This window comes from Pseudomonas sp. AS2.8 (assembly GCF_014190935.1).
Taxonomy (GTDB): Bacteria; Pseudomonadota; Gammaproteobacteria; order Pseudomonadales; family Pseudomonadaceae; genus Chryseomonas.
The window spans coordinates 226794-247698 of record NZ_JACHVV010000005.1 but is presented as its reverse complement, the minus strand read 5'-3'; the positions used below and the strand labels follow the sequence as shown (position 1 = coordinate 247698).

General features: G+C 67.4%; 15 protein-coding genes. 12 read left to right on the top strand and 3 right to left on the bottom strand.

Going from position 1 to position 20905, the window contains the following annotated elements:
* Window positions 1-107 precede the first annotated feature (107 nt).
* The 8 genes from pilG (at window position 108) to FHR73_RS20100 (ending at window position 13227) form a co-directional block, all read left to right on the top strand.
* Window positions 108-515, top strand: coding sequence for a twitching motility response regulator PilG (gene pilG / locus FHR73_RS20135; RefSeq protein WP_007161679.1), 408 nt, complete (start codon window positions 108-110; stop codon window positions 513-515).
* A gap of 40 nt (window positions 516-555) precedes the next feature.
* Window positions 556-921, top strand: coding sequence for a twitching motility response regulator PilH (gene pilH / locus FHR73_RS20130; protein ID WP_007161680.1), 366 nt, complete (start codon window positions 556-558; stop codon window positions 919-921).
* Window positions 922-970: 49 nt separating this feature from the next.
* A complete protein-coding gene (locus FHR73_RS20125) occupies window positions 971-1507 on the top strand; it encodes a chemotaxis protein CheW (RefSeq protein ID WP_133861446.1) in 537 nt (178 codons plus the stop codon).
* Between the two features lie 161 nt (window positions 1508-1668).
* Window positions 1669-3699, top strand: coding sequence for a methyl-accepting chemotaxis protein (locus FHR73_RS20120; protein ID WP_183633634.1), 2031 nt, complete (start codon window positions 1669-1671; stop codon window positions 3697-3699).
* A gap of 61 nt (window positions 3700-3760) precedes the next feature.
* The gene (locus tag FHR73_RS20115) at window positions 3761-4609 is read left to right on the top strand and encodes a protein-glutamate O-methyltransferase CheR (RefSeq protein ID WP_183633633.1); all 849 of its coding nucleotides are present in this window, start codon (window positions 3761-3763) and stop codon (window positions 4607-4609) included.
* A gap of 11 nt (window positions 4610-4620) precedes the next feature.
* Window positions 4621-11736, top strand: coding sequence for an Hpt domain-containing protein (locus FHR73_RS20110; protein WP_183633632.1), 7116 nt, complete (start codon window positions 4621-4623; stop codon window positions 11734-11736).
* Window positions 11729-12748, top strand: coding sequence for a chemotaxis protein CheB (locus FHR73_RS20105; RefSeq protein WP_183633631.1), 1020 nt, complete (start codon window positions 11729-11731; stop codon window positions 12746-12748). Before FHR73_RS20110 ends, FHR73_RS20105 begins: the two co-directional genes overlap by 8 nt.
* An 11-nt stretch (window positions 12749-12759) precedes the next feature.
* Complete coding sequence (locus FHR73_RS20100; RefSeq protein ID WP_183633630.1) at window positions 12760-13227, top strand: chemotaxis protein CheW; 468 nt, start codon at window positions 12760-12762, stop codon at window positions 13225-13227.
* 159 nt (window positions 13228-13386) lie between these two features.
* Here FHR73_RS20100 and FHR73_RS20095 read toward each other — a convergent pair whose 3' ends face one another.
* The 3 genes from FHR73_RS20095 to FHR73_RS20085 all read right to left on the bottom strand — a co-directional run bounded on the left by FHR73_RS20095 (window position 13387) and on the right by FHR73_RS20085 (window position 16255).
* Window positions 13387-14046 (bottom strand): HAD-IA family hydrolase, encoded by a 660-nt coding sequence (locus FHR73_RS20095; protein ID WP_183633628.1) that lies wholly within the window; start codon window positions 14044-14046, stop codon window positions 13387-13389.
* 66 nt (window positions 14047-14112) lie between these two features.
* Window positions 14113-14841, bottom strand: coding sequence for a 16S rRNA (uracil(1498)-N(3))-methyltransferase (locus FHR73_RS20090; protein WP_183633626.1), 729 nt, complete (start codon window positions 14839-14841; stop codon window positions 14113-14115).
* A gap of 13 nt (window positions 14842-14854) precedes the next feature.
* The gene (locus FHR73_RS20085; RefSeq protein WP_183633624.1) at window positions 14855-16255 is read right to left on the bottom strand and encodes an adenosylmethionine--8-amino-7-oxononanoate transaminase; all 1401 of its coding nucleotides are present in this window, start codon (window positions 16253-16255) and stop codon (window positions 14855-14857) included.
* Between the two features lie 174 nt (window positions 16256-16429).
* On the opposite strand from FHR73_RS20085, the gene FHR73_RS20080 reads away from it, so the two are divergent.
* The 4 genes from FHR73_RS20080 to FHR73_RS20065 all read left to right on the top strand — a co-directional run bounded on the left by FHR73_RS20080 (window position 16430) and on the right by FHR73_RS20065 (window position 20893).
* Window positions 16430-18007: a flavin monoamine oxidase family protein gene (locus FHR73_RS20080; RefSeq protein ID WP_183633623.1), complete on the top strand. Its 1578-nt coding sequence runs from the start codon at window positions 16430-16432 to the stop codon at window positions 18005-18007.
* A 173-nt stretch (window positions 18008-18180) separates the two neighbouring features.
* A complete protein-coding gene (locus tag FHR73_RS20075; protein WP_183633622.1) occupies window positions 18181-18735 on the top strand; it encodes a cytochrome b in 555 nt (184 codons plus the stop codon).
* 35 nt (window positions 18736-18770) lie between these two features.
* Window positions 18771-19349, top strand: a complete 579-nt coding sequence (locus FHR73_RS20070; protein ID WP_059313566.1) for a YceI family protein — start codon at window positions 18771-18773, stop codon at window positions 19347-19349.
* A 347-nt stretch (window positions 19350-19696) separates the two neighbouring features.
* Window positions 19697-20893, top strand: a complete 1197-nt coding sequence (locus FHR73_RS20065; protein WP_183633621.1) for an efflux RND transporter periplasmic adaptor subunit — start codon at window positions 19697-19699, stop codon at window positions 20891-20893.
* The last annotated feature ends 12 nt before the right edge of the window (window positions 20894-20905 follow it).

The window sequence follows — 20905 nt, the reverse complement described above, 5'->3', positions numbered from 1 at the left end:
GGGATCTGCGTGGTACGTCACGGTATTGTGTGCTACAAAGAGGCGCCGCCAAAGTGCCCGGATCGACATCATTCACGTTGCATCGACGATGAGCTGGTAGCTTGAACATGGAACAGTATTCGGAAGGGCTGAAGGTCATGGTGATCGACGACTCGAAGACGATTCGTCGGACCGCCGAGACCCTGCTCAAGAAAGTTGGCTGCGAGGTCATCACCGCCATCGATGGATTCGATGCGCTCGCCAAGATCGCCGATAGTCATCCCCACATCATCTTCGTGGACATCATGATGCCGCGACTGGATGGCTATCAGACCTGCGCGCTGATCAAGAACAACAGCGCCTTCCGCGCGACGCCCGTCATCATGCTCTCCTCCCGTGACGGACTCTTCGACAAGGCCAAGGGCCGCATCGTCGGCTCTGACCAGTACCTCACCAAACCCTTCAGCAAAGAAGAGCTGATCGGTGCGATCAAGACCCACGTCCCCAGTTTCACTCCGCTCGAACAAGCGTCCTGAGTGTCCTGAGGCGGGCGATTCTATCTAGTAGGAAATTTTCATGGCTCGAATTCTGATCGTCGACGACTCTCCCACCGAGATGTACAAGCTCACCGCCATGCTGGAAAAGCATGGTCATCAGGTGCTCAAGGCCGAGAACGGCGCCGACGGCGTCGCCCTGGCCCGCCAGGAGAAGCCGGACGCGGTCCTGATGGATATCGTCATGCCCGGCCTCAACGGCTTCCAGGCGACCCGGCAACTGACCAAGGATGCCGAGACCAGCCATATTCCGGTGGTCATCGTCACCACCAAGGACCAGGAAACCGACAAGGTCTGGGGCAAGCGCCAGGGCGCCAAGGACTACCTCACCAAGCCCATCGACGAAGACACCCTGCTGCGCACCCTGGCGGGTGTCCTGCAAGGCTGAGGTCTTTCGTCCGTTTCTCGCGGCAGCGCCCCACTGGGCAGGGAATCCTATGAGCGACGCCACCACGCCCTACGAGCTCTTGCGCCTGATCGATCTGCGCTGCCGCGAGCGGGCAGCCGGTCTGCCGGCGCAACAGGAAAACCAGCGCAGCTGGAGCGGCATCGGCTTTCGCCTCGGTGAATTGCGCTTCGTGATTCCCATGGGCGAGGTCAGCGAGATCCTGCCGGAGCCGCGTTTCACCGCCTTGCCCGGCGTCAAGCCGTGGCTCAAGGGCGTGGCCAACGTGCGCGGTCGCCTGCTGCCGATCGCCGACCTGGGGCAGTTCCTCGGCGTGAAGATCCAGGCCCTGCGCAAACAGCGGCGCATCCTGATCGTCGACCATGGCGACCTCTTCGTCGGATTGGCGGTTGACGAAGTCCTGGGTATGCAGCATTTCGACATCGAGGCCTATCGCGAGCACGCCGACAGCGTGCCGTCGGGCCTGCACTTCTTTCTGGAAGGTGTCTTCCAACGCGACGTGCCCTGGCTGGTCTGCAGCCCGCGCGCCTTGGTCGAGCATCCCGAATTCATGGACGTCGCGGCCTAGGTCGCCAGACGTCCGGACGCTGCAAGGCGGATCGGGGTCGGGATGGCAGGAGCCGTCGCCGACGGGTGGGGGTAGGGCGCCGAACACCGGTTTCAAGCGAACCGGTCCGGTGTCCGACAAGGATAGAACTAAAGGAACCAAGGTCCAGGCGGGGGCCGCTGATGAACAAACTCAATACCGGGAAACTCAACGCGTGGGTCGCGGGCATGTTCGTGGTGCTGATCGTCGCGATCGTGCTGCTGTTCGCCAACTTCGCGTACCTGGGCACCCAGACCAACTACGACAACCAGTACCAGGGCCAGGCCACCGAGCTGCGCATCCTCTCGCAGCAGCTGGCCAAGAGCGCCAGTGAGGCCGCCACCGGCAAGGCCGAGGCCTTCAAGGACCTGCGGCAGGCCCGTGCCGAATTCGAGCGCCGCCTGAACATCCTGCGCAGCGGTGATCCGCAGACCGGCCTGCCGCCTTCGCCGGCGATCCTCGGTCCGCGCCTGGATACCCTGGAATCCCAGTGGGAAAACCAGCGCAAGCAGGTCGACACCATGCTCGGCAGCGAGCAGACCGTGCTGTCCCTGCACCAGCTGTCCGGCGCCCTGGCCGATACCATTCCCCAGCTGCAGGTCGAGAACGAAGAGATCGTCGACATCCTGATCGAGCGGGGCGCGCCCGCCAGTCAGGTGGTGGTGGCCCAGCGTCAGGCGCTGCTCGCCGAGCGGATCCTCGGCGCCATCAACAAGATCCTCACCGGCGACGAAGCCGCCGTACAGGCCGCCGACAGCTTTGGTCGCGACGCCAGCCTGTTCGGCCGGGTGCTCAAGGCCATGCGCGAAGGCAACGCCTCCATGGGCATCGCCAAGATCACCGATCCCGAAGCGGTCGGTCGCCTCAACGAAGCCAACAAGCTGTTCGAATTCGTCTCCGGCAACGTCGACGAGATTCTCGCCACCTCGCCCGAGCTGCTGCAGATCCGTTCCGCCGTGGGCCTGATCTATCGCGGCTCCCAGGCGCTGCTGGGTTCCGCCTCCGACCTCAGTGGCAGTTATGCCGCCCTGGCCCAGAGCCGCAAGATCAATACCGTGGGCAGCTACCTGCTGGTGTTCATCGCCCTCGGCGCCATCCTCTGCATCGGCTATATCCTGGTGCGCGACACCCGCCGCCGCCTGGCCGAGACCGACGAGAAGAACCAGCGCAACCAGACCGCCATTCTGCGCCTGCTGGACGAGATCGCCGACCTGGCCGACGGTGACCTGACCGTGCAGGCCACGGTGACGGAAGACTTCACCGGCGCCATCGCCGACTCCATCAACTACTCCATCGACCAGCTGCGCGAACTGGTGGAAACCATCAACCAGACCGCCGTCCAGGTGGCTGCCGCCGCCCAGGAGTCCCAGGACACCGCCACGGTGCTGGCCGAGGCCTCGGAACACCAGGCCCAAGAAATCGCCGGGGCTTCCGCGGCGATCAACGAGATGGCCGTGTCCATCGACCAGGTATCCACCAACGCCTCCGAATCCACCGCGGTGGCGGAGCGCTCAGTGGCCATCGCCAACAAGGGCAACCAGGTGGTGCACAACACCATCATCGGCATGGACAGCATTCGCGAGCAGATCCAGGACACCGCCAAGCGGATCAAGCGCCTGGGCGAATCGTCCCAGGAGATCGGCGACATCGTCGGCCTGATCAACGACATCGCCGACCAGACCAACATCCTGGCCCTGAACGCCGCCATCCAGGCGTCCATGGCCGGTGACGCCGGCCGCGGCTTCGCCGTGGTCGCCGACGAGGTCCAGCGCCTCGCCGAGCGTTCCTCGGGTGCCACCAAGCAGATCGAGGCCCTGGTCAAGGCGATCCAGACCGACACCAACGAAGCGGTCATCTCCATGGAGCAGACCACCTCGGAAGTGGTGCGCGGGGCCGCCCTGGCCCAGGACGCCGGTGTGGCCCTGGAAGAGATCGAGAAGGTTTCCCAGAGCCTGGCCGGGCTGATCCAGAACATCTCCAACGCCGCCCGCCAGCAGTCTTCGTCCGCCAGCCACATCTCCAGCACCATGAACGTGATTCAGGAGATCACCTCGCAGACCTCGACCGGTACCACCGCGACCGCGCGCAGCATCGGCGAGCTGGCCAAGCTGGCCAGCGAGATGCGGCGTTCGGTTTCGGGCTTCAATCTGCCGAACGAGCAGCCGCTGGGCTGAACACAGCGGCCACATCGCGGTGTGGCGAGGGGGAGACGGGGTGGGGGAGTCGAGTTGGGCGTTGCGCCGTGCTCCCGAGCTGCCGGATGCGGACTTCGAGCGTTGGCGACAGTTGCTGGAAACCCGGGCCGGCATGGTGCTGGACGATCGCCAGCGCAGCTTTCTGCAGATCCAGCTGGCCGCGCGCATGCGCGAACTGGCAATCGCGGACTACGACAGCTACTACCAGGTCGTCTGCGCCGGCATCGGCGGGCGCATCGAATGGGTCCGGCTGCTCGACCGCCTGACCATCCAGGCCACCCGCTTCTTTCGCCATCCGCCGTCCTTCGCGCTGCTGGAAACCTATGTGAACGAGTTCGCCAAGACCGCCGAGGGCGATAGCCTGACCCTCTGGAGCCTGGGGTGTGCCAGTGGAGAGGAAGCCTTTTCGATGGCCATCAGCACCGCCGAAGTGCTCACGCGGCAGACACGCCCACTGACGTTCGCCCTGACCGGTACCGACATCAGCAGCGAAGCCCTGCGCCAGGCGCGGCAGGGTACCTACAGCCTGCAGCGGCTGGCCGGGGTGCCGGCCGCCCTGCGCGAGCGGTATTTTCGTCCCCGCGGCGACGGCAACTTCGACGTTGCCGCCGGGTTGGCGGAGCGACTGTGCTTTGCCCGGCTCAATGTGCTGGAGCTGGGCCAGGCCCCCTTGCAGGGGCTCAACGTCATTTTTTGTCAGAACTTGCTGATTTATTTCCGCCGCTGGCTGCGTCGAGACCTGCTCAACCAGCTGGTCCAGCGGCTTGCACCGGGTGGGCTCTTGGTCCTGGGTGTCGGTGAGGTGAGCAATTGGAGCCACCCGCAACTGATACCCGTCGATCATCCCGAAGTCCTGGCGTTCACCCGCCAGCTGGACCACCCGGCATGACAGGAGCCGAGATGATCGATCGACACGACTACGTAGCCCTCGAGTGGGTCAAGGGAGAGATCGCCGAAACCTTGCAGCAGGCCCGCAAGGCGCTCGAGGCGTTCGTCGACAACCCGCACGACCGTAGCCGCCTGGGTTTCTGCCGGACCTATGTGCACCAGGTCTACGGCACCTTGCAGATGGTGGAGTTCTACGGCGCCGCGCTGCTCGCCGAGGAGATGGAGCTGCTGCTGCAGGCCCTCCACGAAGAGCGGGTGAACAGCTCCGACGAGGCGCTGGAAGTGCTGATGCAGGCCATCCTGCAGGTACCGCCCTATCTGGACCGGGTCCTCGAGGCCCGCCGCGATCTGCCACTGGCCATTCTGCCGCTGCTCAACGACCTGCGTTCGGCGCGCGGCGAGAAGCTGCTCTCCGAGACCAGCCTGTTCTCGCCGGATCTCTCCGCCACGCCGCTGTCGCTGAGCGACGCCGAACTGGCCGACCGCGCCGCGCCGGACTGGCTGCCGCGCCTGCGCAAGTTGCGCCAGGCCCTGCAGGGCGCCCAGGTCGGGCTGTTCCGCGATCGCGATGTCCAGCTGCACCTGGATTACCTGCTACGGGTCTTCGAGCGCCTGGACCAGCTTTGCGCCGGTTCGCCCTTTGGCGCGCTCTGGCCGGTGGCGGCGGGCCTCACCGAATTGCTGCAGGCCGGCGAGCTGGACAACAGCAGTTCGATCCGCGGCCTGTTGCGGCAATTGGATCGTGAACTCAAGCGACTCATCAGCGACGGGGTGACCACCCTCAACCAGCCGGCGCCGGCCGATCTGCTGAAGAATCTGCTGTTCTACCTGGCCAAGGCGCCGGTGCAAAGTCCGCGCATCGCCGCGCTCAAGGCGCACTATCGCCTCGACGAGGCCCTGCCGGATGCCGAGCTGGTGGGCTTCGAGCGTTCGCGCATCGTCGGTCCGGATCGCGAAGCCATGCGTTCGGTGGTGACCGCGCTGTGCGAAGAGCTGGTGCAGATCAAGGACAGCCTGGACCTGTTCGTGCGCAGCGATCGCCAGCAGCCCGCCAGCTTGCGCGGCCTGCTGGCCCCGCTCAAGCAGATCGCCGATACCCTGGCGGTACTGGGCTTCGGTCAGCCGCGCAAGGTGGTGCTCGAGCAGCACGAAGCCGTCGTCGAACTGGCCGAGGGCGTGCGCGAGGCCAGCGACGCCGCCCTGATGGATATCGCCGGGGCGCTGCTCTATGTCGAAGCCACCCTGGCCGGCATGGTCAGCGGCAACGAGGTGGGCGATGCCGAAGAGAGCCGGCTGCCCACCACCGACATCGATCAGTTGCATCGGGTGGTGGTGCGCGAGGCGCGCAATGGCCTGGAGCAATCCAAGGACGCCATCATCGAGTTCATCGCCTCCCAGTGGAACCATGTCCACCTGGAGTCGGTGCCCCTGTTGCTGACCCAGGTCCGCGGCGGCCTGGCGATGATCCCGCTGGAGCGGGCCGCGGCCCAGGTGCAGGCGGCCAACGACTACATCTGCCAGCAGCTGCTGGGCAAGCAGGCCGTGCCGGACTGGCAGAGCCTGGACACCCTGGCCGACGCCATCACCAGCGTCGAGTACTACCTTGAGCGCCTGGCGGAAGATCCCTCCACGCCCCACGACATGATCCTCGACATCGCCGACGAGAGTCTCATCGCCCTCGGCTATCCGCCCAGGGCGGCTGGCGACGGCGAGATGGCGGCAGCGCCCCTGGCCGCCAGCGAAGACGCGACGCCGGCTCGGGATCTGCCGGAAGACCAGCTTCTGGTGGCGGAACCGGTGGCCGAAGAGGCGCTGGAACTCACCGCCCTGCCGGTCGAGGAGCCTGTAGCGGCCGGCGAAGCTTCCCCGGCCGAGTTCGAGCCAACCGCAGCGGAAGCGCCGCTGACCGCCGCTCTCCAGGCAGACGCAGACGCAGCCGCCGAGGGGGCGAGTGACGAGCCGCCTGGCGCGACCGAGCCCGCGCACGACGAACCCGAGGCGCTGCTGGCCGACAGCGAGCCGGACAGCCTGTCGCTGGCTACCGCCGATGCCATCGCCGAGGTATTGGCCGCGCCGGTCAGTCCCATCAACCCCCCGGCGGCGCAGGTCCCGCAAGCGCTGCTGCCGCCCGCGGCCGACGCCGAGCCGGTCGAGGACGAGCTGCGCGAGGTCTTTATCGAAGAGGCCGGCGAGGTCCAGGCGGAGCTGGAACGCTGGCTGCCGATCTGGGAGGCCGAACCCGAGCAGCGCACTGCGCTGAGTGAATTGCGGCGCAACTTCCACACCCTCAAGGGCAGTGGCCGCATGGTCCAGGCACTGGTCATCGGCGAATTGGCCTGGGCCCTGGAAAATCTGTTCAATCGTCGGCTGGAGCACAGCGTCGCCCACAGCGCCGCCGTGCAGACGGTGGTCGAGCAGACCTGCGCCCTGCTGCCGGAGCTGGTCGAGGAATACGCCGAGAATCGTCAGCGGCAGCGCGACGACGTCGACTGGCTGGCCCACGCCGCTCATGCATTAGCCCGTAACGAAGCCTTGCCCGAGCGGACGTCATCGGGCAGCGCAGCCGCCTCCGCGTCGACGATGCCGTCCGAGGCGGAGGGGGGCGAGCCTGAGGTCGCGGCACCCGCTGCCGTTGAAGCCGATACCCAACTGCTGGACATCTTCCGCACCGAGGCCCAGGCGCACCTGGAAACCGTGCGCCGCTTTCTCGAGCAGTCCGAGGTCGGCAGTGCCCAGCCGGTCTCCGACAATCTGCTGCGCGCCCTGCACACCCTCAAGGGCAGTGCCCATATGGCGGGCAGTTCGCCGATGGCCGAGCTGGCGTCCGCGCTGGAGCGGCTGGCCAAGGAATACAAGCTCGCCCATGTCGCCTTCGCCGAACCCGAGTGCGCCTTGCTCGCCCAGGGTGCCGAATTGCTGGAGCGGCGGCTGGGCGAGCTCGACGAAGGGTCGCTGGCAACACCGCTGGCAGGCGCGTCGGAAGTCATCGCGTCCTGCGAGGCGCTGCTGGAGGAGCTGAATCCCCAGTTGCCGCTGCCCGAGGCACCGCTGCCGGAGCAGCGTGACGTCCTGCGGCTGACTGATTTCCTGATGCCGGGAATGGACCTGCTGCTGGAAGCCGATGACCGCCTGCATGCCTGGCGGACCGAAGGTGACCGGGCGGCCTGCGCGGACCTGCTGGCCGAGCGCCTGAATACCTTTGCCGACGGGGCCGCCCGGGTCGGACTGGCCGATGTCGAGCAACTGGCTGAAGCGCTGCAGGTGGTCTATGCCGCCGCGGCGAGCGGTTCGCTGCCCACCGACGATGCCTTCTTCCGCGAAGCGGCAGAGGCCCAGGAAGCCCTGATCAGCATGCTCAATCAGCTGGCCGGTGGCATGCGGGCCACGCCCAGCGAGGAGCGGATCCAGGGCCTGCGCGGCCTGCTGGCCGGCATTCTCGCCGGATTGCCCATGGCGGCCACCACCCTGCTGGCCGAGCCCGAACCCGAAGAGCTCTTCGATCCGGCAACGGCCACGCCGGTCGCACCCGAGCTGGCACTGGACGTCGAATTGCCCGCCGAAGCCGAAGCCGAAGCCGAAGCCGAAGCCGAAGCCGAAGCCGAAGCCGAAGCCGAAGCCGAGCCTGATCTGGAGTCGCTGGAGCAGCCGGAAGAGCCACTGCCGCCGTTGGCGGACAGCGAGCCGGCGGATGCCGTTGCGGTCGAGCCCGAGCCCGAGGTTGCCGAGCCGGTCGATCCTGAGATGCAGCTGATCTTCCTCGAGGAAGCCCAGGACCTGCTGGACAGCGCCGACCGGGCCCTGAAGCGTTGGCTGGTGGAGCCGCAGCAGCGCTTCCACCTCGGCACCCTGCAGCGCGATCTGCATACCCTCAAGGGCGGCGCCCACCTCGCCGGCGTGATGCCGGTCGCGCATCTGGCGACGGAGCTGGACGCCATCTACGAAGGCCTGCTCGACGGTCGTCTCGCCGGCGGCGCCGAGCTGGCCAACCCCCTGCATGACGCCCATGGCTGCCTGGCCGCGCAGCTCGAAGAGCTGGCGGCGGGGGAGCCGGTCAGTGAGCATGCCGAGCAGGTCGAGCGCCTGCAGCGCATCCGTACCGGTCATCTCGATGAACTGCCGGTGCTGGACGCCGCCGGGTCTGCCCCGGGCGAGTCCGAACTCGGCGAAGCTATCGCGGACCATCCGGCGGCTGCCGAGTCGCCGCTGCGGGAGCCAGCGTCCCTGGCTGCTGCGCCGGAGGCGGACGAGGGGCCCGACGCCGAGTTGCTGGCCATCTACATCGAAGAGAGTCGCGACCTGCTCGACAGCATGGCGACCTCGTTGCGCGCCTGGGAAGCCGATCCGCGCAACAGTCTCGAACTGGAATCCCTGCTGCGCGACCTGCATACCCTCAAGGGCGGAGCGCGCCTGGCGGAGGTGGATGCCATCGGCGATCTGGCCCACGCCCTGGAGGCCTTCTACGAGGGTCTGGCGCGGGGAAGGATCAAGCCCGGTGCCGACCTGGGCGGCTTGCTGCAGCGCTGCCACGACCGCCTGCACGAGCAACTCGAAGCCCTGGCCCAGGGGCAGGTCCCGGCGCCGGCTGGCGACCTGGTCGAGGCCTTGCGTGACTACCGCGGCGAGCCGCTGACGGCCGGCGTGACGGCCGCGCCCGTGGTCGCCGCACCGGTCTTCGACGCCGACACTGATGCGGAAATCCTCGAAATCTTCATGGAGGAAGCCCAGGACCTGCTGGTCAGCATGGACGAGGCCCTGGCGGACTGGCCGGCCGCGCCCGACGTGGCGGTGGACGAGTTGCTGCGCTGCCTGCATACCCTCAAGGGCGGTGCGCGCCTGGCCGGTCTGCACGGCCTGGGTGAGCAGGCCCACGACCTGGAACAGCAACTGGCGGAATTGCGCTCGCTCGCCGTGGGGTTGAGCGAGGGCGACCGCGAGCGGGTGCGCGCCGTGGCGACCCAGGGCGTCGACGGACTGCAGCTGGCGGTGGCTCAGCTGGCACTGCCGGCCGCCGCGCCGGAGAGTACGCCTCCGGTACCGGTCGAGACGGCCGAAGCCGAAGCGGACGTCGCGATCGAGCCTGATCTGCCGGCGGCCGCGGAATTGGCCGAGGATGGCGAGACGCCAGGCCCGGACGCCGAGTCCGTCGTCGCCAGCCCGCTCGCCGCATCGCCGGAGCAGGACATCGCGGCACCCGTCATGGTAGCGGCCGAGACGCCTGCGACAGCGGTTGCGCCGCTGCCCTTCGTGCAGCGCCTGCAGCAGGTCCGCCAGCAGGCGGCGCAGCGGCGTTCGTCCCAGGAACTGGTGCGGGTGCCGGCCGCGTTGCTGGAGCAACTGGTCAACCTGGCCGGCGAGACCTCGATCTTCCGCGGTCGCGTCGAACAGCAGGTCAGCGACATCGGTACCACCCTCGGCGAGATGGAAGCCACCATCGAGCGGGTCCGCGATCAGCTGCGCCGGCTGGATACCGAGACCCAGGCGCAGATCATCAGTCGTCACCACGAAGACGTGGATCGTGCCGGCTACGAGGATTTCGATCCCCTGGAGCTGGATCGCTATTCCCAGCTGCAGCAGCTCTCCCGGGCGCTGTTCGAATCGGCTTCCGACCTCCTGGATCTGAAGAACACCCTGGGCCAGCGCAATCGCGATGCCGAGACCCTGCTGCTGCAACAGGCGCGGGTCAACACCGAGTTGCAGGAAAGCCTCATGCAGACCCGCATGGTGCCTTTCGAGCGCATGGTGCCGCGGCTGCACCGGGTGGTACGCCAGGTCAGCGCCGAACTGGACAAGCCGATCGAGCTCAGGGTCGGCAACGCCGAAGGCGAGCTGGACCGCACGGTGCTGGAGCGGATCATTCCGCCGCTGGAGCACATGCTGCGCAACGCCATCGACCACGGGGTCGAGGACGCCGCCGGGCGCCAGCGCGCCGGCAAGCCGGCCGAGGGCGTGATCAGCCTGGATCTGCGCCGTGAAGGCGGCGACATCATCCTGACCCTGGCCGACGACGGCCGGGGCATCGACCTGGCCGCGGTGCGCCGCAAGGCCATTGAGCGCGGCCTGATGGCGGAAGACGCGCAGCTCACCGACCAGGAGCTGCTGCAATTCATCCTCGAATCCGGCTTCTCCACCGCGCCGACCGTCACCCAGATTTCCGGGCGGGGCGTGGGCATGGACGTGGTGCACCAGGAGGTGAAGCAACTCGGCGGCAACATGGACATCCACAGCGTGGCGGGCGAGGGGACGCGCTTCACCATCCGCCTGCCGTTCACCGTGTCGGTGAACCGCGCGCTCATGGTGCATGCCGGCGACGACCTCTATGCCGTGCCGCTGAACACCATCGAGGGCATCGTGCGGGTGACCGCGGCCGATCTCGAGCGCTATTACCGCCCGGGGGCGACGACCTTCGAATACGGCGGCCAGCACTATGACCTGCGCTACCTGGGGCATCTGCTCAACAACGGCCAGCAGCCCAAGCTGAGCGGCCAGAGTCTGCCGCTGCCGGTGGTGCTGGTACGTGCCGCCGAATACGCGGTGGCGGTGCAGGTGGATGCGGTGGCCGGCTCGCGGGAGATCGTGGTGAAGAGCCTCGGTCCGCAATTCGCCGGGGTACCGGGTCTGTCCGGCGCCACCCTGCTGGGGGACGGGCGCGTGGTGGTGATTCTCGACCTGCTGGCGATGATCCGCAGCCAGCGCGCCAGTGGCGAAGAACTCGCCCGGCTGGCGCAGGGCCCGGCCACGGTGGCCGAGGTCACCCGGCCGGCGCTGGTCATGGTGGTGGATGATTCGGTCACGGTGCGCAAGGTCACCAGCCGCCTCCTGGAACGCCACGGCATGGAGGTCTTCACCGCCAAGGACGGGGTGGATGCCATCGCCCAGTTGCAGGAGCGGCAGCCGGACATCCTGCTGCTGGACATCGAGATGCCACGCATGGACGGCTTCGAGGTGGCGACCCTGGTGCGCCATGACGCGCGCCTCAAGGACCTGCCGATCGTGATGATCACCTCCCGGACCGGGGAAAAGCACCGCGAGCGGGCGCTGAGCCTGGGCGTGAACGAATACCTGGGCAAGCCCTACCAGGAGAGCGAACTCCTGGCCCACATCCATCGGTTGGTCAGGCAAGATGACTGAGATGCACACCGCCCGCGTCGCCATCCTGGCCGACAGTCCGCTGCAGCGCCACGTGCTGCAGCAGGTGCTGGCCGACAATGGCTATCACGTCGTCCTCAACAGCGATCCGGAGCGCTTCGACGAAGCGGCCTGGCCCACGGTCGCGACCGATCTGTGGCTGATCGACCTCAGCCAGACGGAGGAGTCGCCACTGGTGGACGCGCTGCTGGAGGGGGCCGAGGTCCCCATCCTGTTCGGCGAAGGCCAGGCGCCGGAGCGCTTCACCGATCCCTTCACCCAGTGGGAAAAGCGCCTGATCGGCAAGCTCAAGCGGCTGATCGGCGATCCGGTGGCGGCAGTCGGTCCGGCGCTGGAGACCCTGCTGCAGGACCAGCCGCGACCGCCGCGCCTGACCCTGCCCGAACCCCTGGCCAATCTGCCGCTGCCCGCCGGCGATCCGGCCCCCGAGGTCTGGTTGCTGGCCGCCTCCCTGGGCGGTCCGGCGGCGGTGAAGGCCTTTCTCGATGCCCTGCCGGGCGGTCTGCCGGTCGGCTTTCTCTATGCCCAGCACATCGGCGACGGCTTTGCCGCCAGCCTGCTGCGCGCGGTCGGCCGGCACAGTCAGTGGCACATCCAGGGCGCGCGCCCGGGTGAGCCGGTGCGCTGCGGCGAGGTGGTGGTGGTGCCGACCCAGCAGGAACTGACCTTTCGCGCCACTGGCGCGCTGGACATCGTCGAGCGTGCCTGGCCCGAGCCCTATACGCCGTCGATCAGCCAGATGATGCTCAACCTGGCGCAGCATTTCGGCGCGCGCTGCGGAGTCATCGTCTTCAGCGGCATGGGCAACGACGGCACCGCCTCTGCACCCTATGTGCGGCGTCGCGGTGGCACGCTCTGGACCCAGTCGGCGAGTACCTGCATCGCCCCGAGTATGCCGGAAAGCCTGCGCGAATCGGGTCTCGCGACCCTTACCGCCGATCCCCGCGGCCTGGCCGAAGCCCTGGTGGCACGCCTGGCCGAGCAGCGAAGCTAAAGGAATTCCCCATGTCGACCACCGCGCCCGCCGAACACCTGACCGGTCTGCTGCTGACCCTCGCCGATCGCACCCTGCTGCTGCCCAACGCGGCGGTCGCCGAGCTGGTGCCCTGTCGCGAGATCCGGCCGCTGCCGGTGCAGCCGGACTGGTGCCTGGGCCAGGTCGCCTGGCGCGATCTGCGTCTGCCGCTGATCAGTTTCGAGGCGCTGTCCAGCGGCAGTGCCGCGCAATTCGATGGCGATCGCCATGCGCGGGTGGCCATCCTCAACGCCCTGGGCGGCCGTGAGCGGGTGCGCTTCCTGGCGCTGCTGATCCGCAGCATCCCGCGCTCGTTGCGCATCACCCCCGAGCTGGTCGCCGCCGAGGTGCCGCTAGCCGCCCTGGAGTTGGGCGCCGTGGCCTACGAAGGCGGCACGGCGCGCATTCCCGATCTGATCGGGGTGGAAGAGCGCCTGGCCGCCGCCGGCGTCTTCTAGTGTGGTGTTTCAGAAGTTGACTGCACAATTTTGGCGGCGCTTTTTCGTCTTGGGCGGCGTTGCCACTCCTCGCCATAGCCCTGCTACGACTCGTCGCGGCGCCTGGCCCAAGCCAAAAAATCACTCGCCAATTCTTGCACGAACTTCTTAAACACCACACTAGTCCTGCCGGATCAGGCGCAGGGCGCCGCTTTCCTCTCGGCTAATGCCGACGCCGCGATAGTCGGCCAGGGTCGGTAGGCCCAGGTCCAGCGGCTGGCGATGGGTCGCGGTGATGGCCACCGCGTCGGCGCCGGCGGCCTTGGCAGCGGCAAAGCCGGCGTGGGCATCCTCGAACACCAGGCAGTCGCCGATCGCCACCCCCAGCTTGCGCGCACCCGCCAGGAAGCAGTCCGGCGCGGGCTTGCCCTGGGTGACGTCTTCGGCGCAGATCATCACCGGCGGCAGGTCCATTCCAGCGGCGGCGAGCCGCACTTCGGCCAGCCGGCGCGAGGCCGAGGTGACCAGCGCCCAGCTGCCGGCTGGCAGACTGGCGAGAAAGGCCGCGGCGCCGGGGATTTCCTGGATGTCGGCGACATCGGCGATCTCCAGCTCGGTGATGGCGCGGGTCTCGGCGTCGATGTCCGCGCCCGCCGGGGCGAAGCGTTTCACCGTTTCCACCGCCCGTACCCCGTGCATCACGGCGAGCACGTCCGCCGGATCGAGGCCGTGGCCGAGTGCCCAGGTGCTCCAGGCGCGTTCAGCAGAAGCCACGCTGGTGAGCAGGGTGCCGTCCATGTCGAACAGGAAGGCGGCGTAGGGGCGAGAGGGCAGGGTCATCCAGGGCTCCAAAACTATCCGTGGGGAAAGGGACGGACCGCCGAGGGCAGCGGCCCGCAGGGCAGGTCAGGGGGTCTGGAAGTCACCCCAGAGTTGCTGGGCCACGCTCAGGGCCACCACCGGCGCGGTCTCGGTGCGTAGCACCCGCGGTCCCAGGCGGGCCGGCTGGAAACCGGCGGCGCGGGCGGCCGTGACTTCGGCCTCGCTGAGGCCGCCTTCCGGGCCGATCAGCAGGGCCAGGCGGGTGGGCTGGGCATGACTTTCCAGAGGCTCTGCCACCGGGTGCAGGACCAGCTTGAGATCGGCGTCCAGTCCGGCCTGCCAGTCCGCCAGCAGCTGCGGCGGATGGATCAGCGGCACCGTGGAGCGACCACACTGTTCGCAGGCGCTGATGGCGACCTGGCGCCAGTGCTGCAGACGCTTGTCGGCGCGTTCGTCCTTGAGGCGCACCTCGCAGCGTTCGCTGACCAGCGGGGTGATCTCGGTGACCCCCAGTTCGGTGGCCTTCTGGATCGCCCAGTCCATGCGCTCGCCGCGGGACAGGCCCTGGCCGAGGTGGATCCGCAGCGGCGAATCGGGTTGGCCAGGCAATTCCTCGGTGAGCTCGACGCTGAGGGTCTTCTTGCCCACCTCGGCGACCTGGCCGAGGTATTCCCGCCCGCTGCCGTCGAACAGTTGCACGGCATCCCCCGGCGCCAGGCGCAGCACGCGGCCCAGGTAGTGGGCCTGGGCCTCGGGCAGGTCGAGACGGCCGAGGGCCAGGGGCAGGTCGAGGTGGCAGCGGGTGAGACGCATGGCGGACTCCAGATCAGCCGGGATCGCGGTGGTTGGGGTGCAGGTCGCTCAGGGCGACGCTGACCGAGGTGCGGGTGGCGAGGTCGATGCCTTCGCTCGCCACCTCGGCGAGGAAGTCGATCTGCTCGGGGGTGATGACATAGGGCGGCAGGAAGTAGACCACGTTGCCCAGGGGTCGCAACAGGGCGCCGCGGGAGAGGGCGTGCTGATAGACGGCCAGGCCGCGGCGCTCCTGCCAGGGGTAGGGCGTGCGGCGGGCCTTGTCGGCGGTCATCTCGATGGCCAGGGCCATGCCGGTCTGGCGTACTTCACCAACGTGGGGATGATCGACCAGGTGCGCGGTGGCCTCGGCCATACGGCGGGCCAGGGGCTTGTTGGCTTCGATGACGTCGTCCTCGGCGAAGATGTCAAGGGTCGCCAGGGCGGCGGCGCAGGCCAGCGGATTGCCGGTATAGCTGTGGGAATGCAGGAAGGCGCGCAGGGTGTGGTAGTCGTCGTAGAAGGCCTGGTAGACCGCATCGGTGGTCAGGCAGGCGGCCAGTGGCAGGTAGCCGCCGGTGAGGGCCTTGGACAGGCAGAGGAAGTCCGGGCGGATGCCGGCCTGTTCGCAGGCGAACATGGTGCCGGTGCGACCGAAACCCACGGCGATCTCGTCATGGATCAGGTGCACGCCATAGCGGTCGCAGGCCTCGCGCAGGAGACGCAGATAGACCGGGTGGTACATGCGCATGCCGGTGGCGCCCTGGATCAGCGGCTCGACGATGACTGCGGCGACGCTGGCGTGGTGCTCGGCCAGGGTGCGCTCCATGTGCGCGAACATCTGACGCGAATGCGCTTCCCAGTCCAGGCCCTCAGGGCGCAGGTAGCAATCGGGACTGGGCACCTTGAGGGTGTCCAGCAAGAGGCCCTGGTAGGTCTCGGTGAACAGCGCAACATCGCCCACCGACATGGCCGCCACCGTCTCGCCATGGTAGCTGTTGGTCAGGGTGACGAAGCGGCGCTTGTCCGGCTGGCCCACGTTGCGCCAGTAGTGGTAGCTCATCTTCAAGGCCACCTCGATGCACGAGGAGCCGTTGTCGGCATAGAACACCCGGTCGAGACCGGCCGGGGTCAGGGCGACCAGGCGCTCCGACAGCTCGATCACCGGCTGGTGGCTGAAGCCGGCGAGGATGACGTGCTCCAGCTGGTCGACCTGGGCCTTGATGCGGTCGTTGATGCGCGGATTGGCGTGGCCGAAGACATTGACCCACCAGGAGCTGACGGCGTCCAGGTAGCGCTTGCCATCGAAATCCTCCAGCCAGACGCCTTCGCCACGGCGGATCGGGATCACCGGCAGCTGCTCGTGATCCTTCATCTGGGTGCAGGGGTGCCAGAGCACCTCCAGGTCACGGCGCATCCAGTCGTGATTGGTCATTGGCGGTCTCCTGGCGGTGGGCCCGGCGATAAAAAGGGGGCGCAAGCCTAAGCCAGGGCGCGCGACGGGAGCAAGGCGCGGGCCGATTGCCGGTCATGGCGCCGTCTGGTTGCCCCGGGGCCGCTGGCGTATGCTGCGCCACCGCCGTTTCCCGGTCCCAGGAGTCTAGAAAAGATGTCGTCGCGTTGGACAGGTTTTACCGTCTGCTTGGCAGCCGGCGTATTCGCTACCAGCCTGAGCGCAGGCGCTGCCGAGAAGGCCCACAAAGAGACGCACAAGGCGCCGGAAAAGGCTGCCGCGGCGCCCGTCGCGCCCAGTGGTCCCTCGGTGATCGTGGTCGGTGCCGGCATGGCCGGTCTGGCCTCGGCCTATGAGCTGCAGCAGGCCGGCTGGAACGTGACCCTGCTGGAAGCCGGCGCGCGCGTCGGCGGTCGTTCCGGTCTCGCCTCCAGTGAGTGGATCGGCGACACCAAGGCCCAGCCGGTGCTCAACCACTACCTGGACACCTTCAAGCTCAAGACCGTGGACGCGCCGTCCTTCGTGCGCACCCCGGGCTATCTGATCGAAGGCCAGTACTATTCCCAGGAAGACCTGGCGCAGAAGATGCCGGCCGTGGCCGATGCCCTGAAGCGCGTCGACAAGTCCCTGGACGACCTGGCCGCCGCCGTCAGCGATCCGCTGCAGCCGACCGCCACCCCGACCCTGCATGCCCTCGACCAGATCAACGCCGCCACCTGGCTGGACAAGCAGAATCTGCCGCCGGTGGCCCGCCAGCTGATCAACCAGCGCATCCGCGTCCGCTACGACGAGCCTTCGCGGCTGTCGCTGCTCTATCTGGCCCAGCAGACCCGCGTCTATCGCGGCGTCGAGGACAAGGATCTGCGCGCCTCGCGGCTGCCCGGTGGCAGCGACGTCCTGGCCCAGGCCTTCGTCAAGCAGATCAAGACGATCAAGACCGACAGCAAGGTGTCGAGCATCGTCCAGGACCCGAGCGGCGTGACGGTCAAGGCCGGCAACGCCGGCTACAAGGCCGACTACGTGGTGATGGCGGTGCCGCTGCGCGCCCTCGGCCAGGTGCAGATGACCCCGGCGCTGGACGCGACCCAGCAGGCCGCCATCAAGGGCACCACCTACGGCTGGCGTGACCAGATCCTGCTCAAGTTCAAGACCCCGGTGTGGGACAGCAAGTCGCGCATGAGCGGCGAGATCTACAGCGACCAGGGCCTGGGCATGCTGTGGGTGGAGCCGGACGTCAAGGGCGGCGCCAATGTGCTGGTCAACCTGGCCGGCGACAGCGCGCGCCTGGTGCAGGCCTTTGGCGACAAGCAGATGGTCGATCAGGTGCTGATCCGCTTCCATGCCTTCTATCCCAAGGCGCGGGGTGCCTTCTCCGGCTACGAAGTCCGCCGCTACAGCCGCGATCCGGGCGTGGGCGGTGCCTACCTGGCCTATGGTCCGGGGCAGATCACCCGTTACTGGCGGCTGTGGGAAAAGCCCACCGGCCGGGTGATCTTTGCCGGCGAGCACACCGATCCGCTGCATCCGGGCACCCTGGAAGGCGCCCTGGCCAGCGGTCAGCGCGCCGCCGGCCAGGTCCGCGACCTCAAGGCCGGCAAGGCCGTGGTGCCGGTCGTCGCCAGCGCCAAGGCCCAGCCCCAGCCGGCTGCCGCGCCCAAGGCCGCCGACGCCGCGCCAGCCACGGACAGTGGCGAGCACGGTTTCTTCTGGAAGCTGTTCCACTGGTCGTTCTGATCCAGGCCCAGGCCCGGACGTTGCCCCTGCGCAGCGTCTGGGCCGGAGCGGACGGGGCACTCGCGCGCCGTCCGATCCATCGATTCCTTCGATATTGATTCGATACTTTTTCCGCTTTCCATCGATACGTTTGCGGCTAGGCTTAGGCAAAGCTTTTTCAGGAGAGAAAAGCGATGCACTGGCGCAACGACGGCCTTCGCTACGGTCTGGTAAGTCTGGTTCTGCATTGGGTCATGGCCCTGGCGATCATCGCCATGTTCGCCTCCGGCCTGTGGATGCGCACCCTGGACTACTACGACACCTGGTACCACACCGCCCCCGAACTGCATAAGAGCGCCGGCATCCTCTTGCTGATCGCCCTGGTGCTGCGCCTGCTCTGGCGCCTGGTCAGCCCGCCGCCGCCGGTGGAGGGCAGCCCCCTGGTGCGCCGCGCCGCGGGTGCCGGGCACTTCCTGCTCTATGCGCTGATGCTCAGCGTCATGGTGGCCGGCTACCTGATCTCCACCGCCGATGGCGTGGCCATCGATGTCTTCGGCTGGTTCAAGGTCCCGGCGACCCTGAGCGGCCTGCCGGACCAGGCCGACACCGCCGGCAAGATCCACCTCTGGTTCGCCTGGACGCTGATCATCCTGGCCGGTCTGCACATGCTGGCCGCGCTCAAGCACCACTTCGTCGACCGCGACGGCACCCTGGTGCGCATGCTCGGCCGGGTCCACACCCCTTCCTGATGTTCGCTTCCCACCACCACATGGAGCTCCATCCAATGCTGAAGAAAACCGTTGCCGCCCTGGCCCTGGGTACCGCTCTGCTGGGCGCTGGCCAGGCCATGGCCGCCGATTACAAGATCGACAAGCAGGGCCAGCACGCCTTCATCCAGTTCCGTATCCAGCACCTGGGCTACAGCTGGCTGTACGGCACCTTCAAGGACTTCGACGGCAACTTCAGCTTCGATGCCAAGGATCCGTCCGCCGACAAGGTCAAGGTGACCATCAACACCGACAGCGTCGACACCAACCACGCCGAGCGTGACAAGCACCTGCGCAGCGCCGACTTCCTCAACGTCGCCGCCCATCCCCAGGCCAGCTTCGAATCGACCAAGGTCACCCCCACCGGCGACGGCACTGCCGATGTCACCGGCAACCTGACCCTGAACGGCGTGACCAAGCCGGTCACCATCAAGGCCCACTTCATGGGCGAGGGCAAGGATCCGTGGGGCGGCTACCGCGCCGGCTTCGAGGGCACCACCACCCTCAAGCTCAAGGACTTCAACATCCAGAAGGACCTCGGCCCGAAATCCCAGGAAGTGGAATTCATGCTGTCCTTCGAAGGCGTGCGCCAGTAACGGGACGCCTGCAGGTTGTAACCAAAGATGCCGGATTCGTCCGGCATTTTTATGCCTGGTCGTTTTTGCCGACGAGGCGGGCGCCACCGGGATTGCCCGGCAGAACTCGGCTCCCGCCTCATGGTCTGCTACCGAGGTCGGTCGCACTGGCCTGACTTTTGTCGGAATAGCCGTTTTCACGAGGCGTCGGCACCGCCGGCGAGATACCCGAGTGTGGCCCTTGGGTTATTTACAAACAGTCGTGAACGTAAGTATATTTGTCTGATAATAATTCCTATGCTCGAGCCGGTGCGGATCCACAAGGCGCGCTGCGCATGCTCATTTCCCCGCTTTCAAGGACTTTTGATATGCAGATCAAGCCGGCGCATGCCTTTTTCGCTCCCGCCCTGCTGGCCGTGGCCCTGGCCCTGGGCGCCTGCGGCAAGCAGGACAACAAGGACCAGCAGCAGCAACAGCAGCAGAAGCCCGCGGAGGTCGGGGTGGTGACGATGCAGCCGCGCACCGTGACCCTCACCGACGAATTGCCCGGGCGCACCGCCGCCTTCCGCATCGCCGAGGTCCGTCCCCAGGTGAGCGGCATCCTGCTCAAGCGCTACTTCACCGAGGGCGCCGACGTGAAGGCCGGCACCCAGCTCTATCAGATCGATCCGCGCACCTACGAAGCCAACGTCAACTCGGCCAAGGCCTCGCTGGCGCAGGCCCAGGCGACCCTGGCCTCCAACCGGCTCAAAGCCCAGCGCTATGGCGCCCTGGTCAAGGAGCAGGCGATCAGCAAGCAGGAAGCAGACGATGCGCTGTCCATGCAGCGGCAGAACGAAGCCCAGGTGGAATCGGCCAGGGCCGCCTTGCGCAACGCCGAGATCAACCTGGCCTACACCAAGGTTGCCGCGCCCATCTCCGGGCGCATCGGTCGCTCGATGATGACCGAAGGCGCCCTGGTCACCGCCGACCAGACCAGCGCCCTGACCAGCATCACCCAGCTCGATCCCATCTATGTCGACGTGACCCAGTCCGCCACCGATCTGCTGCGCCTGCGCCGCGAGCTGGACAGTGGTCAGCTGCAGCGGGTACAGGGCGAGAACGCCGCCGAGGTCAAGCTGATGCTGGAAGACGGCAGCGCCTACAGCCGTTCCGGCAAGCTCAAGTTCGCCGAGGTCTCGGTGGATCAGGGCACCGGTTCGGTGACCATCCGTGCCGAATTCCCCAACCCCGACAAGCTGCTGCTGCCCGGCATGTTCGTCCGCGCCCAGCTGCAGTCCGGCGTGCGCCAGAACGCCCTGCTGGTGCCGCAACAGGGTGTGACCCGCGATCTCAAGGGCCAGCCCACCGCCATGGTGGTCAACGGCGAAGGCAAGGTCGAGCAGCGGATCCTCAAGACCGAGCGCACCGTCGGCTCCGAATGGCTGGTCACCGATGGCCTCAAGGCGGGTGACAAGGTCATCACCGAGGGTCTGCAGAAGATCAAGCCGGGTGCCACCGTCACCACCAAGCCGGCGAGCAACATCGCCTCCGCCGAGCAGAAGCCGGCGGGTCAGGGTCAGTAAGGGGAGCGCCCG

Excerpts from the sequence above, each read along its gene's own strand:
- FHR73_RS20075 (WP_183633622.1), top strand. The coding sequence starts at position 18,181 with ATGCACTGGCGCAACGACGGCCTTCGCTACGGTCTGGTAAGTCTGGTT.
- FHR73_RS20110 (WP_183633632.1), top strand. The coding sequence starts at position 4,621 with ATGATCGATCGACACGACTACGTAGCCCTCGAGTGGGTCAAGGGAGAG.
- pilH (WP_007161680.1), top strand. The coding sequence starts at position 556 with ATGGCTCGAATTCTGATCGTCGACGACTCTCCCACCGAGATGTACAAG.
- FHR73_RS20100 (WP_183633630.1), top strand. The coding sequence starts at position 12,760 with ATGTCGACCACCGCGCCCGCCGAACACCTGACCGGTCTGCTGCTGACC.
- FHR73_RS20120 (WP_183633634.1), top strand. The coding sequence starts at position 1,669 with ATGAACAAACTCAATACCGGGAAACTCAACGCGTGGGTCGCGGGCATG.
- FHR73_RS20080 (WP_183633623.1), top strand. The coding sequence starts at position 16,430 with ATGTCGTCGCGTTGGACAGGTTTTACCGTCTGCTTGGCAGCCGGCGTA.
- FHR73_RS20125 (WP_133861446.1), top strand. The coding sequence starts at position 971 with ATGAGCGACGCCACCACGCCCTACGAGCTCTTGCGCCTGATCGATCTG.
- FHR73_RS20070 (WP_059313566.1), top strand. The coding sequence starts at position 18,771 with ATGCTGAAGAAAACCGTTGCCGCCCTGGCCCTGGGTACCGCTCTGCTG.
- FHR73_RS20105 (WP_183633631.1), top strand. The coding sequence starts at position 11,729 with ATGACTGAGATGCACACCGCCCGCGTCGCCATCCTGGCCGACAGTCCG.
- FHR73_RS20095 (WP_183633628.1), bottom strand. The coding sequence starts at position 14,046 with ATGACCCTGCCCTCTCGCCCCTACGCCGCCTTCCTGTTCGACATGGAC.
- FHR73_RS20090 (WP_183633626.1), bottom strand. The coding sequence starts at position 14,841 with ATGCGTCTCACCCGCTGCCACCTCGACCTGCCCCTGGCCCTCGGCCGT.
- FHR73_RS20065 (WP_183633621.1), top strand. The coding sequence starts at position 19,697 with ATGCAGATCAAGCCGGCGCATGCCTTTTTCGCTCCCGCCCTGCTGGCC.
- pilG (WP_007161679.1), top strand. The coding sequence starts at position 108 with ATGGAACAGTATTCGGAAGGGCTGAAGGTCATGGTGATCGACGACTCG.
- FHR73_RS20085 (WP_183633624.1), bottom strand. The coding sequence starts at position 16,255 with ATGACCAATCACGACTGGATGCGCCGTGACCTGGAGGTGCTCTGGCAC.